Here is a 14,263-nt window from a genome sequence, read left to right as displayed (position 1 = left end):
GATCGCGAAGCGGATCAAGAAGGTCCAGCCCCAAGATCAGCGCGGATCTGGCACGCGAGGCGTAGCGAGCCTGGAAACGGCGAAGGCCCAGGCTGCGGATCATGTCCGTGACCTGGGCCTTCGTGAACGGAGCGGGCGACGAGAATCGAACTCGCGTTCTAAGCTTGGGAAGCTCATGTTCTACCATTAAACTACGCCCGCATCAGGCGCCCCAAGGGGAACCCTGCACCGTCACTGTACCGGATGGTCGAGTGTGGTTGCAGCAACGATTCGTTGCGCGGGCCGGGCGGGGCGGAGCGTTTGGGTGGATCCGGGGGGCTGCGATTACCCTTTCCACGTGCTTCTATCGGACAAGGACATTCGCGCGGAGATCGACTGCGGTCGGGTTCGGATCGATCCCTACGAGCCGGCCATGGTTCAGCCGTCGAGTGTGGACGTTCGACTGGACCGGTTCTTTCGGGTCTTCGAGAACCACAAGTACCCGCACATCGATCCCGCCGTCGAGCAGCCGGATCTCACCCGCATGATCGAGCCGCCGGACGGTGAGCCGTTCATCCTGCATCCCGGTGAGTTCGCGCTCGGTTCGACCTACGAGGTCGTGTCGTTGCCGGATGACGTGGCCTCCCGGTTGGAGGGGAAGAGTTCGCTCGGGCGGCTCGGGCTGCTGACGCACTCCACCGCCGGGTTCATCGACCCGGGTTTCTCGGGGCACGTGACGTTGGAGCTGTCCAACGTCGCGACGTTGCCGATCAAGTTGTGGCCGGGGATGAAGATCGGCCAGTTGTGCATGTTCCGGTTGTCGTCGCCGGCCGAGTTCCCGTACGGGTCCTCGGTGTACGGGTCGCGGTATCAGGGACAGCGCGGGCCCACCCCCTCCCGCTCGTTCAAGGACTTCCACCGGACGAACGTCCGCGACTAGATCGCGGCGAGGCGGCGATCCCGCCCGTACCGCGACCGACCCTCCCGCAGCGAAGACGAAGATGGGCATACCCGGACATGAGTGACGTGCGCGAAAACCTCACTTGGCCGCTGTTCGGCCAGGCCACGCGTGAGCTGGCGACGCAGGTCGCGGAGGACGGGTACGAGCCCGACATCATCCTGTCCATCGCCCGCGGCGGCGTGTTCGCGGCGGGTGCGCTCGCGTACGCGCTGGACGTGAAGAACCTGCACCTGGTCAACGTCGAGTTCTATACCGGGATCGGGACCACCCTGGACATGCCGGTGATGCTCGCGCCCGTGCCGGACGTGGTGGACTTCTCGAACAAGAAGGTGCTGATCGCGGACGACGTCGCGGACACCGGCAAGACGCTGCTGCTGGTCCGGGACTTCTGCGAGGGCAATGTCGCCGAGGTGCGGTGCGCGGTCGTCTACGAGAAGCCGCAGTCGCTGGTCAAGTGTGAGTACGTGTGGAAGCACACCGACGACTGGATCAACTTCCCGTGGTCCGTGCAGCCGCCGGTGGTCACCCGCCAGGGCCAGATCCTCGACGCCTGAGCGGGGCGCATTCGGCACCGGGCACGGGCACAGGGACGGGGCGGCGGCGCACCGCGCCCTCAGCGCCCCTGCGTGCTGAACCGCATCAACGCGCCCAGCACGTCCACCGCACCCGGCAGCCCGCGCTCGATCGGGTCCGGCGGGACCGCCCAGCGGGTGCGTTCGCCGCATGCGGTGGACGAGGGCGGGGCCGGTACGAAGTGGCCCACCGCGTGGTGGCGGACGTCGAACCGGGCCGTGTCGTTGTGGTCGACCGTGTACCAGTAGAGGTTGCGCGCCCCCGGGTCGACCAGGAACAAGAGCCGCTCGCCCGGTAGATGCAGGACCGGCCCCAGCGGCAGCCCGATCACCTCGAGTTGGCGGATCGCCGCGTAGCCGACCTGCGCCGGGGCGTCCAGGACGTCGAACTCCAGGCCGCTCGCGAGCAGGACCGTATACGGCTTGCCGCTCCACCATTCCCAGACGTCGTCGGTGGATCGGGTGGCCCGGGTCAGCCCGGGCTCCGCGGCGGGGTGGGCGCCCGGGTCCGGGCAATCGCCGTCCCCGCACGAACATCGGCCGTCTTCGACGTAGGCACCGGGTAGGACGGGCCAACCCCGATCCACGACGTAGAAGAGGGCGGCGGCCTGGAGCGCAGCCCGGGTGCGTTGCCGCACAAGCATGTCCGTTCCGTTCCTCGCAGCCGCGATGACGACGAGATGTCGCGCGCGGACGGGTGTACTTCTACGAGTACACCGCTCGAAGCCGTTGCCGAACAGATCCGCAACGCGGGCCGACCGTGCCACTTGTGGTCCACCCGGTCCACTGCCGGCACGCTTCCCGCCCGGCCTGACCCGACGTCAGACCGCCACCGCCCCCACCGCCGCCATCCACCCCACCGAAACGCCGGGACCCGAAGACGTCGGGCCACCAAGCCGCCGAGCCGTCCGGCCACCAGGCCGCTCAGCCGTCAGGCCGCCCAACCACCAAGCCGCCCAGCCGTCAGGCCGCGAAGCCGCCAAGCCCAAGCCGTCAGGACGTCAACGGCAGCTTCAACACCAACAGCAACGCGATCAACTCCACCGCGACACACCCCAGCGCCCGAGGCCACGGCAACTCGTGCACCCGCGTCATCAACATCGTCAGCAGCCACGCGGTCAGCGCGAACGACGCGATGCCGATGCCGGCCACGATCGGATTGTCGTCGGGCGCGAACAGCGCGACCACCAACCGCGGCGCGTCCGCGATCCAGACCAGGATCATCGACAGCGTGATGAACGGCGTCGGCGACCCGTTCCCGCCGAACTGGGTCGCGAGCGCATGCGACACCAGCCCGAGCAGTGCGCAGAACGCCGGCACCATGACGACCACCATGCCGAGCGCGGGCACGCTCGTACTCAGCGTCGAGTCGACGAGTTCCTTGCGGGACGCGTCGTTCGCGAACACCGCGAGTGCGCCGCCGAGCGCGGACATGATCAGCGCCGGCCACCACACCGCCTGGTCGCGGACCGCGTCCATGGTGCGCAACGGGCGCAGCGCGAACCCGCTCAGGACCTCTTTCCAGTGCAGGTGCCGCGGCGGCGGACCGCTGAACTGCTGCGGCGGCTGCGGGTACTGCTGCTGTTGTCGAGGCGACACCGCGGGCGTCACCGTCGTGTACTCCTCGGGCGGCGCCCCGTAGATGTAGAGACTCGTCTCGTCGGGCAGCGACAGAGGTCCGTAGTTCGGGTCGCCCGAGCCGCCGCCCGGTCCACCCTGCGGCGACGAAGGCGGAGGCGGCGGGGGAATCTGCTGCCCATACCCCTGCTGCCCGTACCCCGGTTGCCCGTCGTGCCCCTGTTGCCCGCCGTAGCCCTGCTGCCCATACCCCTGTTGGCCCCCGTAGTGGCCCTGTTGGCCACCGTACGGATCGCCGTTCGCCCCGCCGTGCTGAGGTGGGTAACCCTGGCCGGCAGGCGGGGGCTGTTGCCGGTACGGGTCGTAGGGTCCATTGCCAGTCACATCAATGACGGTACCGGCAGTTCGACTCACCGCGTCGTCTCGGGACGGTCGTAATTCGGGCACAAAAAAGCGACCGCCGTCGACTCTTCGAAGGAGAATCGACGGCGGTCGCACCACGCGTCACACGAGCCCTACTCGGCCCCCGCGCCCGCCGGTGCCGCTTCGGTCGCCGGTGGTTCGGGGAGTTGCACGGATTGCAGGAGGAGTTGGGCGACGTCGACGACGCGGAGTTCCTCCTTGGCCTCGCCCGCCTGCTTCTTGGCGTTGATCGAGTCGGTGAACATCACCAGGCAGAACGGGCACGCCGTGGAGACGATGTCGGGCTTCAGGGAGAGGGCCTCGTCCATGCGCTCGTTGTTGATGCGCTTGCCGATGCGTTCCTCCATCCACATCCGCGCGCCGCCCGCACCACAGCAGAACCCGCGCTCGCGGTGCCGGTGCATCTCCTCGTTCCGCAACCCCGGCACCCGCGCGATGATCTCCCGCGGCGGCGTGTACACCTTGTTGTGCCGCCCCAGATAGCACGGGTCGTGATACGTGACCAGGCCCTCCACCGGCGCCACCGGCGTCAACCGGCCCTCGTCCAGCAGATGCTGCAGCAACTGCGTGTGGTGGATCACCTCGAAGTGCCCCTCCAACTGCGGGTACTCGTTGGCCAACGTGTTGAAACAATGCGGACACGTCGTCACGATCCGCTTGCGCGGCGCGTCCTCCAACGCCGCGTTCAACGTCGCCACGTTCTGCGCCGCCAACATCTGGAAGACCACCTCGGAACCCAACCGGCGCGCCGAGTCGCCCGTGCAGGACTCCTCCTTGCCCAGGATCCCGTACCGCACCCCGGCGATGTGCAACAACTCCGCGAACGCCTTCGTCGTCCTCTTCGGCCCGTCCGCCAACGCCCCCGCGCAACCCACCCAGTACAGGTACTCCAACTCCGCGGGCTCCACGTCCCGCCCGACGATCGGCACCTCGATCCCGGTCGCCTTTTTGAGTTCCCTCACCCAGTCCAGGCGGGCCTTGGTCGCCACGCCCCACGGGTTGCCCTTGTTCTCCAACCCCTTGAGCATCGTCGCCGCCTCGGAGGGGAACGCGCTCTCGATCAACACCTGGTACCGGCGCATGTCCACGATGTGGTCCACGTGCTCGATGTCCACCGGGCACTGCTCCACACACGCCCCGCACGTGGTGCACGACCACAACACGTCCGGATCGATCACCCCGTTCTCCTCCGCCGTCCCCACCAACGGCCGCGCCGCCTCCGCCAGAGCCGCCGCCGGAACCCGCGCGAGCTGCTCCGGCGTCGCCTTCTCGTTGCCCTCGTCGTCGAGCCCGCCGCCCGCCAACAGATACGGCGCCTTCGCGTACGCGTGCTCCCGCAACGACATGATCAACAACTTCGGCGACAACGGCTTGCCCGTGTTCCACGCCGGACACTGCGACTGACACCGACCACACTCGGTACACGTCGAGAAGTCCAACAACCCCTTCCAGGTGAAATGCTCCACCTGCGAGACCCCGAACACCGCGTCGTCCGCCGGATCCTCGAAATCGATCACCACACCACCCGACCGCATCGGCTGCAACGCACCCAACGCGACCCCACCATCCGCCTCACGCTTGAAGTAGATGTTGAAGAACGCCAGGAACCGATGCCACGCAACACCCATGCTCGGGTTCAGACCGATCGTCACCGCCCACGCGCCGGTGGCGGTCAACTTGATCATCGCGGTCAGGTAGACCAGGTTCTCCAGCGTGGACTCGCTCAGGTCCTGGAACGCCAGGCTCAGCGGATACGACGCGAAGAAGCCCGCCTCGTAGTGGTCCACCCCCAGCAGGGCGGCCTCCAGGGCCCGCAGCGTCAGGATCGCGAGGCCGATCACCAGGATCGTCCACTCGACGTAGTACGCCTGCCAGGACACCGAGCCGGCGAACCGCGACTTGCGGCCCGGACGCGAGGGCAGGCTGAGCTGCCGGATGACCATCAGCACCACGATGCCGACGAAGGTGGCCAGCGCGATGAACTCGGTGAAGAGTTCGTAGGGCAACCAGTCGCCGATCACCGGGAACACCCAGTGCGCGTCGAAGAGCTGGACGATCGCGGTGACGATGGTCAGGCCGAGGGTCAGGAAGCCGACGGCCACGAACCAGTGGGCCACGCCGACGACGCCCCACTTGAGCATTCGGGTGTGGCCGAGGAACTCCCGGCCGAGGGTCGCGGTGCGCTGCGCGGGTTGTCCGGTTCGGCTGCCGTCCGGCTGGCCGACCTGGACGAAACGATAGATGTGCGCGACGGCGCGCGCCGCGAGCGCGGCGCCGACCACCAAGGTGACCAGCGAGATCACGATCGCTGCGAGCTGCATGGGCGTTCGGCTCCTCCGGTGGGACGTCCCTTCCGGGGCGTGTATCGGCCGACAGCGTATGGCCGTGCGGGCATCTTACCCACTGGTAACTTAACCACTGCATCGATGATATCCGTCACGCTGGACGCTACCGGCTTCGCGGGTTTTGTCCGCTTCGCTCGGCCCTGGGTGATCTTGTCGTACCGCGCGTGTCGTGCCCGGCCCGACCATCGCCTGACGCCCCGTCAGATTCGTGTCCACAGGCATGCTGCCACGCCGAGGCGCCGGGACCCCCACCAGGTCCCGGCGCCGTGACAGGCCCGCCCGGCCGCGCGCCGAGCCGTTCGATCAGAGCGTCTTCGCGCCCGCCGGCTTGCGAGGCTGCACGACCAGGGTGTCGCTCGCCTCGTCCAGGTCGACCACGACCGTGTCGCCGTCGCCGATCTCGCCCGCGAGCAGCGCCCGAGCCAGCTTGTCGCCGATCGCGGTCTGGATCAGCCGACGCAGCGGGCGCGCGCCGTACGCCGGGTCGTACCCGGTCAGCGCGAGCCACTCGCGGGCCGCGTCGGTCACCGTGAGGGTGATCCGGCGGTCCTTGAGCCGGGCGCCGAGCCGGTCGACCTGGAGTCCGACGATGTGCGCGAGCTCCGCGGTGCCAAGCGCTTCGAAGAGCACGATGTCGTCGAGCCGGTTGAGGAACTCCGGCTTGAACGCGTTGCGCACGACGTCCATCACCATGCCCTGCTGCTGCTCCCGGGACAGCGCCGGGTCGACCAGGTACTGCGATCCCAGGTTCGAGGTCAGGATCAGCACCACGTTGCGGAAGTCGACCGTGCGGCCCTGGCCGTCGGTCAGTCGCCCGTCGTCGAGCACCTGGAGCAGCACGTCGAAGACCTCGGGGTGCGCCTTCTCCACCTCGTCCAGCAGCACCACCGAGTACGGCCGACGGCGGACCGCCTCGGTGAGCTGGCCGCCCTCCTCGTAGCCCACGTAGCCGGGCGGCGCACCGACCAGGCGCGCGACCGAGTGCTTCTCCGCGTACTCCGACATGTCGATCCGCACCATCGCGCGCTCGTCGTCGAAGAGGAAGTCGGCGAGCGACTTGGCCAGCTCGGTCTTGCCCACCCCGGTCGGGCCCAGGAACAGGAACGAGCCGGTCGGCCGGTCCGGGTCGGCGATGCCGGAGCGGGCCCGGCGGACCGCGTCGGACACCGCCGCCACGGCCGCCTTCTGGCCGATCAGCCGGCGTCCCAGCTCGTCCTCCATCCGCAGCAGCTTGCCGCGCTCGCCCTCCAGCAGCCGGCCTGCCGGGATGCCGGTCCAGGACGAGACCACATCGGCCACGTCGTCCGGGCCGACCTCCTCCTTGACCATCGCGGTGCCGTCCGTGCCCCGGTCCCCTTCGGTCGCGGCGGCCTCGGCCAGCTCGCGTTCCAGGGTCGGGATCCGGTCGTACATCAGCTTCGACGCGGTCTCGAAGTCGCCGTCGCGCTGGGCCCGCTCGGCCTCGCCGCGCGCGGCGTCCAGGCGCTCCTTGAGTTCGCCGACCCGGTTCAGGCCGGCCTTCTCCTGTTGCCACCGCGCGGTCAGGCCGCTGAGTTGCTCCTGCTTGTCCGCGAGGTCCTTGCGCAGTCGCTCCAGCCGCTCCCGGCTGGCCGCGTCGGTCTCCTTGGACAGCGCCATCTCCTCCATCCGCAGCCGGTCGACCGAGCGCTGCAGCTCGTCGATCTCGACGGGGGAGGAGTCGATTTCCATCCGCAGCCGGGACGCCGCCTCGTCGACCAGGTCGATCGCCTTGTCGGGGAGGAAGCGCGCGGTGATGTAACGGTCGGACAGGGTGGCCGCGGCCACCAGGGCCGAGTCGGCGATCTGCACCTTGTGGTGCGCCTCGTACCGGCTCTTGAGCCCGCGCAGGATCGCGATGGTGTCCTCGACGCTGGGCTCGCCCACGAACACCTGCTGGAACCGGCGTTCCAGCGCGGGGTCCTTCTCGATGTGCTTGCGGTATTCGTCCAGCGTGGTCGCGCCGACCAGGCGCAGTTCGCCGCGCGCGAGCATCGGCTTGAGCATGTTGCCCGCGTCCATCGAGCCGTCGCCGCTGGCACCCGCGCCCACCACGGTGTGCAGTTCGTCGATGAAGGTGACGACCTGGCCGTCGCTGGACTTGATCTCGTTCAGCACCGCCTTGAGCCGCTCCTCGAACTCGCCGCGGTACTTCGCGCCCGCGACCATCGCGCCCAGGTCGAGCGCGATCAGCCGCTTGTCGCGCAGCGACTCGGGTACGTCGCCGGCCACGATCCGGCGGGCCAGCCCCTCCACGACGGCGGTCTTGCCCACCCCGGGTTCACCGATCAGTACCGGGTTGTTCTTGGTGCGGCGGGACAACACCTGGACCACCCGGCGGATCTCCGAGTCGCGGCCGATGACCGGGTCGAGCTTGCCGTTGCGGGCCTCCTCGGTCAGGTCCCGGCCGTACTTCTCCAGTGCCTGGTAGGTGTTCTCCGGATCCTGCGAGGTGACCCGCGCGCTGCCGCGCACCGCCTTGAAGGAGTCGAGCAGTGCCTGCGGGGTGGCCCCCGCGTCGCGCAGCGCCTCGGCGACCGGGCCGGAGCGGCCGGACGCGAGTCCGACCAGGAGGTGCTCGGTGGACACGAACATGTCGCCGAGCTTGTCCGCCTGCTTCTCCGCCTCGTCCAGCGCGAGCATCGTCTCGCGGGCGAGCTGCGGCGCGGCCACCGTGGATCCGGACGCGCTCGGCAGGCGATCCGCGATCTGTCCGGCCGCGACCTTCAGGAGCGGCACGTCCACACCGGCCGCGCCGAGCAGCGGGACCGCGATCCCCTCGGGCTGTTCGAGCAGGGCGAGCAGCAGATGCGCGGGCTCCACCTGGGGGTGTCCCGCCGCGGAAGCCTTGCGGATGGCGACCGAAAGGGCCTCTTGGGCCTTGGTGGTGAGCTTCTGTGCATCCATGTGAGGTGTGCGACTCCTTCGATTCGGGCACGCGCTGTCACTGCCATCATCCCGTCCGTGCCGCGCGTGTACCGCACCCGAACGGTTCGTTGACTGTGAGAACCACAACTAAGTTGAGTCTATTCCACTCAACCGTGCGTCGGTGTGCATGCCTAGACTGCGGACATGCCAGATGTGTCCGGTGCCCTCGAAACACTCGACGCGCTCGCGGATGCGGCGGTACGGCTCATCCCGGCGGCGCCCGGGGCCGACCGTGTCGTGCTCGGCCTCGCCGGTCCGCCGGGAGCCGGGAAGTCCACGCTCGCCGGGCGCCTGGTGCGCGCGATCGAGCAGCGGGTCGGCGTCGGTACCGCCGCGTACGTGCCGCTCGACGGCTTCCACCTCTCGAATATGCAGCTCAAGCGGATCGGCCGGTTGCATCGCAAGGGCGCGGTGGACACGTTCGACGTGTGGGGCTACGCGACCACGCTGGCGCGCGTGGTGCACGAGGTGGACCGGGACGTGTACGTGCCGGACTACGACCGCACGCTGCACGAGCCGGTGGCCGCGCGGCACGTGGTCCGTCCCGGCACCCGGATCGTGGTGACCGAGGGCAACTACCTCGCCCTGGACGCCCCCGGCTGGACCGACGCCTACTGCCTGATGACCGAGGTCTGGTACGTGCACGCCTCGGACCGGGTCCGCGACGAGCGGTTGACCAGGCGTCAGCGCCGGGGCGGTCGCAGCCCCGGCGAGGCGATGGCCTGGGTCGCGGGCAGCGACCGCCCCAACGGCGAACTGGTCAAGCGTTCCAAATCCCGCTGCGCGCGGGTGGTCACCGTGGTCTGGTGACGGGCCCGAGCGGCGCGCCGATGCCGCGCGCCGAACCCCGCCGGCCGCGCCCGCTCTAGGTGAGCCACCCCGGCGTCGGCACCAGCAGTTCCACGTTGCGGTCCTCCAACCGGCCCCGTCGGCCGTCCACCTTCGCGTCGGGGCGGTCGCGCTCCTGCCAGTCGTTGCCCGCGAGTTCGCGGGCCAGCGCGGCCAGCGCGACCGGGCTGTCCAGCTTGCCGCCGTTGGACTCGGGCCCGGCGGAGTCGACGATGGTGCCGTAGATGGAGAGCGTGCCGTTCTTGTTGTCGCCGATCTCCACGATCCGCGCCTGCGAGGGCCAGTCGATGTGCGACGCGGTGTTGATCTCCCAGAAGCCGCCGGGGACCGCGCTGCCCGCCGGCCGCGGGTAGGGCTTCACGTTGTTGTCGTGGGTGTGCCCGTTGACCCACAACACGACGTTCGGGAAGCGCAGCAACAGCGCCTGCACCTGCGGGCCCAGGATCCGCGCGGGTTGTCCCGAGGGCACCGTCTTGTTCACCAGCGTGTCGATGGTGTGGTGGCTGAACAGCACGAACAGCATGTCCTGGCCGGTGCCCTGGACCACCTTGCCCTGCTCGTCCAGGTAGCTGGAGCTGCCCTTGACCAGGTGGTCCTGGAGCCAGGCGAACTGGGTCGGGTCCAGGCAGCCGGAGTCCAGGCCGTACTGGTTCACCGTGTCCAGGACCAGGCAGCGCACCCGACCCTGGTCGAAGCTGTAGTACGCGGTCTTGGCGTCCAGGTTCGCCTGGGTGAAGCCGTGGCCCTTGGGCAGGCCACTGGTGTTGAAGTGTTCCTTGATCGTCTCCGCACGGTCGATCAGCCGGCGGTCCGGGTCGGCGGTGACCTTGCGCTTGGGCCCCGACAGCAGCGCGGCGAGCGCGTCCGGCTTGCCGCTCTGCAGCCCGAGTGCGAGCGAGACGATGGTCTGACCCGCGGATATGTCGAGCACCTTCTCGTCGCCGACCGCGACCTTGGCCAGCAGTTCGTTGACCGGCAGGTTGCCCTGGACCAGGCCGTCGTGGTTGCCGTACGCGCTGTACCAGGGGGTCTTCAGGCCGGTCGCCTCGAACGGACGCCGGCACGCGTCGAGCAGGCCCGGCACGGTGGGGAAGCCGTAGTCGCGCCGCGGCACGTCGTCCTTCTGCCCGGCCGGCGTGCCGTCCGGGTGCCAGTAGCGCTCGTGGTACGCGACCGCGTCCATCGGGCCCTCGTACTTGTTCCGGTCGCCCGAGTCCGGGGTGACCTTCTTTCCGCCGTCCAACACGTCGATGTACCAACGCAGTTCGTTGAACTGGATGTTGTCGGTGTTGTCGCCCGTGCAGATGGTGAAGGCGAGCGGCCGACCCAGCGCCGGGCCCTTGCCTATCCGGTTCAGCGACTGCACCATCGCCTCGGCGATCTGTGCGGTCAGCACCTCCTGCGGGCGATACGACGACTGGAACGGCAGCAGCTTCGCGAACGGCTGGTCCTTGTCGCTGTGCCGGTCCAGGAAGTCCACCCGCGCGGTCGACTGCGAGTCCTGGATGTGGATGTCGGTCAACTGGGTGAAGGCGACCAGCGGTTCGCTCTTGGCCTTGCTGCCCGGGCCGGCGCCCGGGGCCAGCTCGGTGCGCAGCAGGTGTGGTTCGCCGGGTCCGGCGACCACCTTGCGGTAGCCGCCCGCGCCGGGCGGGCCGAGCACCAGGGTGCGCTCCAGCGTGGTGCCGGCCGCGCCCGCCGGACCGCCGGGGCTCGGGGCGCCGGATTTGGGCGCCTCGCTCGACTTCTTCGTGTCCGGCTCGTCCTTGGCGTCGGTGCACGCCGCCGCTCCGAGCAGTGCCGCGCTCGCGGCCGAGTACTTCAGGACGTCCCGACGATTCGGCTTCATGCGGCGACCCTACTGACGCGTATCGAGCGGCATCAAGGTTGCTCGGAACCCCACTCGCGACCGCTCGGCCGGCCGAACCGCATGCACGAACGAGGGGCGCGGCCGAAGCCACGCCCCTGGGGTATCGCCGACCGGCCGTGCGTCAGTCGGTGCGTCCGCGCCTGGGTTTCCAGACCACCAGCGCGGTGCCCGCCTGCGGTCGGACCGGGACCAGATCGCGCCGGTAGGAGGCGTGTACGGCCGCCTCGCGGCGGGCGCTCGCGTCGGTCGCCTCGTGCAGCCCGTGTTCCAACTCGGCCACGCGCATGCGCAGCGCGAGCACCTGGTTCTCCAGTTCCAGGATGCGTTTGATCCCGGCGAGGTTGATGCCGGCCTCCTGGGAGAGCCGCTGCACCTCGCGCAACTGCACGATGTCGCGGGCGGAGTAGCGCCGCCCGCGACCGGCCGTGCGGTCCGGCGAGACCAGGCCGAGTCGGTCGTACTGGCGCAACGTCTGCGGATGCAGGCCGGACAGTTGTGCGGCCACCGAGATCACGTAGACCGGCGAGGTCTCGTCGATCTCGTAGCCACGCCGCCCGCCGATGCCGCCGTCGCCGCCCAAACCGCCCGGTCGCATGTCATGCCCCCTTCGCCGCGTCCAACAGATCGGCTCGGGGATCGTGCGCGACGGTCGCCTCGCGGAACGCCTCCAGCGCCTCGCGCGCCTTGTCGTTCAGCAGTTGCGGAACCGTCACCTCGATGGTGACCAGGAGGTCGCCCCGAGTGCCGTCCTTGCGTGCCGCACCGCGCCCGCGCACGCGCAACGTGCGGCCGTTGCCCGTGCCCGCGGGGAGCTTGAGCGTGACCGGGACGCCGCCCAGGGTGGGCACGGTGATCTCCGCCCCGAGCGCGGCCTCCGGAAAGGTGACCGGCACGGTGACCGTGAGGTTGTCGCCCTTGCGGCCGAATACGGCGTGCGACTTGACGTGCACCACGACGTAGAGGTCGCCGGAGGGGCCGCCGCGCTCGCCGGGAGCGCCCTTGCCCTTGAGCCGGATCCGCTGGCCGTCCTGGACCCCGGCCGGTATCCGGACCTGCATCGTGCGCGAACTCTTGGCCCGACCGCTGCCGTTGCACACGATGCACGGGTCGTCCACCAGCAGCCCGCGGCCCTTGCAGTCGCGGCACGGCTCGGAGAAGCCGAAGCCGCCCTGCGGCCGACTGACGTTGCCGGAACCGGCGCAGGTCGGACACATCCGCGGGGTGGTGCCCGCGGCCGCGCCCGTGCCGTTGCAGTGCCGACACGGCTCGGAGCTGGTCAGTCGGATCGGCACGGTGGCGCCGTCGACCGCGTCCGCGAAGCCGAGGGTGACCTCGGACTCCACGTCCGAACCGCGCCGGGGCTGCTGGCGTCCGGTCTGGCGACCGCCGCCGAACAGCCCGCCGAAGATGTCGCCCAGCCCACCGGCGTTGCCCGCACCGCTCTGTTGCTGGCCACCGAAGATGTCGCCGAGGTCGAAGGGGAAACCGCCGGCGCCGCCCTGGCCGCCGCCGGGGCCGCGGAAGCCGCCCCCGCTGCCGAACAGGGTGCGCGCCTCGTCGTACTCCTTGCGCCGCTTGTCGTCGGCGAGCACGTCGTAGGCTTCCGAGATCTCCTTGAACCGTTCCTCGGCCTTGGTGTCACCCTTGTTCTTGTCCGGGTGGAACTCGACGGCGAGCTTGCGGTAGGCCTTCTTGATCTCGGCGGTGCCGGCGTCCTTGGGGACGCCGAGCACCTTGTAGTAGTCCTTCTCCAGGTAGTCCTTCGTACTCATGCGCCCCTCGCCGATCGGGTCGGGGAGCCCTCGTGCTCCGAGCGCCCGTTTCCGGATCCACTCCACCCGCGCATCGGCGTCCCTCCTCTCCGCTTCTCGTCGTCTGGTTCCCGGTGACGGTTCAGCTTCCGGCCGCTTCGCCCGACTCCTCCGGACCGCCCTCGGCTTCCGCCGTGGGTTCCGCGACCGCCACCCGCGCCGGTCGGATGATCCGCTCGCCGACCTGGTAGCCGGGCTGCAGGATCTCCACGCACGTGGGTTCGGTGACATCGGTCGCATACGAGTGCAGCAACGCCTCGTGCACCGTCGGGTCGAACGCGTCGCCCTTGGAACCGAAGCTCTGCAGCCCCATCTTGGCCACGATCGACTCCAGCGATTCGGCGACCGACTTGAAGCCGCCCGCCAGTTCGCCGTGGTCACGGGCCCGACCGATGTCGTCGAGCACCGGGAGCAGTTCGCTCAGCACCTTGATGGCGGCCAGTTCGCCCGCCACGTTGCGGTCCCGCTCGACGCGCTTGCGGTAGTTCGCGTACTCGGCCTGAAGCCGTTGCAGGTCGGCCGTGCGCTCGCCGAGCTGGTTGCGCAGCTCGGCCAGCTCCGCCGCCCCGGGGGCCGGGGCCGCCGCCGAGGCGGCGGTCCCGGTTTCCGGCTTCGGCTCTGTCTCTTGGGCGTCGCCCGGGACGGCGCCGTGGTTCGAGCCGGTCCCTTCGGTCACGCAGCACCGCCCTTACGGTCCTCGTCGACGATCTCGGCGTCCACGACGTCGTCGTCGGCAGTGTTGCCCGCCGCGTCGCCGGTCGAACCGGCCGCGCCCTCGGCACCCGGCTGGGCGTTCGCGTACATCGCGGTGCCCAGCTTCTGGCTCGTGGTGCTGACCTTCTCCGCGGCGTCGCGGATGGCGGCCAGGTCCTCGCCCTTGAGCGCGTCCTTGAGCTCGGTCAGCGACGTCTCGACCTCGGTCTTGACGT

Annotated in this window: 11 protein-coding genes, 1 tRNA gene and 1 pseudogene; 3 read left to right on the top strand and 10 right to left on the bottom strand. The window is 69.6% G+C overall.

Features of this window, described 5'->3' with window-relative positions; genetic code table 11:
• Positions 1-130 precede the first annotated feature (130 nt).
• Positions 131-201 (bottom strand) — tRNA-Gly (locus ACFXMF_RS29565).
• A gap of 136 nt (positions 202-337) precedes the next feature.
• Here ACFXMF_RS29565 and dcd point away from each other — a divergent pair.
• Together dcd and ACFXMF_RS29555 are read left to right on the top strand one after the other, a co-directional pair.
• Positions 338-919 (top strand): dCTP deaminase, encoded by a 582-nt coding sequence (dcd, locus tag ACFXMF_RS29560; protein ID WP_360323837.1) that lies wholly within the window; start codon positions 338-340, stop codon positions 917-919.
• A 77-nt stretch (positions 920-996) separates the two neighbouring features.
• Positions 997-1,494 (top strand): phosphoribosyltransferase, encoded by a 498-nt coding sequence (locus tag ACFXMF_RS29555; protein WP_360323835.1) that lies wholly within the window; start codon positions 997-999, stop codon positions 1,492-1,494.
• A 59-nt stretch (positions 1,495-1,553) separates the two neighbouring features.
• Here ACFXMF_RS29555 and ACFXMF_RS29550 read toward each other — a convergent pair whose 3' ends face one another.
• The 4 genes from ACFXMF_RS29550 to clpB all read right to left on the bottom strand — a co-directional run bounded on the left by ACFXMF_RS29550 (position 1,554) and on the right by clpB (position 8,783).
• Entirely contained in the window at positions 1,554-2,156 is a 603-nt protein-coding gene (locus tag ACFXMF_RS29550; protein WP_360323833.1) for a bifunctional DNA primase/polymerase, read from the bottom strand.
• Positions 2,157-2,505: 349 nt separating this feature from the next.
• Positions 2,506-3,474 carry a Yip1 family protein gene (locus ACFXMF_RS29545; RefSeq protein ID WP_379989715.1) on the bottom strand — a complete coding sequence of 323 codons (969 nt, stop codon included), beginning with the start codon at positions 3,472-3,474 and terminating at the stop codon, positions 2,506-2,508.
• A gap of 131 nt (positions 3,475-3,605) precedes the next feature.
• Entirely contained in the window at positions 3,606-5,834 is a 2,229-nt protein-coding gene (locus tag ACFXMF_RS29540) for a (Fe-S)-binding protein (RefSeq protein WP_380020851.1), read from the bottom strand.
• A 327-nt stretch (positions 5,835-6,161) separates the two neighbouring features.
• Positions 6,162-8,783, bottom strand: coding sequence for an ATP-dependent chaperone ClpB (gene clpB, locus ACFXMF_RS29535; protein WP_360324730.1), 2,622 nt, complete (start codon positions 8,781-8,783; stop codon positions 6,162-6,164).
• A gap of 165 nt (positions 8,784-8,948) precedes the next feature.
• Here clpB and ACFXMF_RS29530 point away from each other — a divergent pair, with 165 nt between their 5' ends.
• Positions 8,949-9,614, top strand: a complete 666-nt coding sequence (locus ACFXMF_RS29530; RefSeq protein ID WP_360324733.1) for a nucleoside/nucleotide kinase family protein — start codon at positions 8,949-8,951, stop codon at positions 9,612-9,614.
• 55 nt (positions 9,615-9,669) lie between these two features.
• Here ACFXMF_RS29530 and ACFXMF_RS29525 read toward each other — a convergent pair whose 3' ends face one another.
• From ACFXMF_RS29525 to dnaK, 5 genes and pseudogenes are all read right to left on the bottom strand, one after another.
• Complete coding sequence (locus tag ACFXMF_RS29525; protein WP_379992092.1) at positions 9,670-11,502, bottom strand: TIGR03767 family metallophosphoesterase; 1,833 nt, start codon at positions 11,500-11,502, stop codon at positions 9,670-9,672.
• A gap of 142 nt (positions 11,503-11,644) precedes the next feature.
• Positions 11,645-12,118 carry a heat shock protein transcriptional repressor HspR gene (locus ACFXMF_RS29520; RefSeq protein WP_360324738.1) on the bottom strand — a complete coding sequence of 158 codons (474 nt, stop codon included), beginning with the start codon at positions 12,116-12,118 and terminating at the stop codon, positions 11,645-11,647.
• 1 nt (position 12,119) lies between these two features.
• The gene (gene dnaJ, locus ACFXMF_RS29515) at positions 12,120-13,295 is read right to left on the bottom strand and encodes a molecular chaperone DnaJ (RefSeq protein ID WP_360324740.1); all 1,176 of its coding nucleotides are present in this window, start codon (positions 13,293-13,295) and stop codon (positions 12,120-12,122) included.
• Positions 13,296-13,416: 121 nt separating this feature from the next.
• On the bottom strand, positions 13,417-14,010 hold the full coding sequence (grpE, locus tag ACFXMF_RS29510) for a nucleotide exchange factor GrpE (RefSeq protein ID WP_360324742.1): 594 nt from the start codon (positions 14,008-14,010) through the stop codon (positions 13,417-13,419).
• A pseudogene (gene dnaK / locus ACFXMF_RS29505) lies at positions 14,007-14,263 on the bottom strand (molecular chaperone DnaK); the annotation flags it as partial. The pseudogene dnaK and the gene grpE, both read right to left, overlap by 4 nt.

It is taken from the genome of Embleya sp. NPDC059213 (genome assembly GCF_042754445.1).
Lineage (GTDB): Bacteria > Actinomycetota > Actinomycetes > Streptomycetales > Streptomycetaceae > Embleya.
The sequence above is the reverse complement of the archived record's forward strand: the minus strand, read 5'-3'. Positions and strand labels throughout refer to the sequence as shown.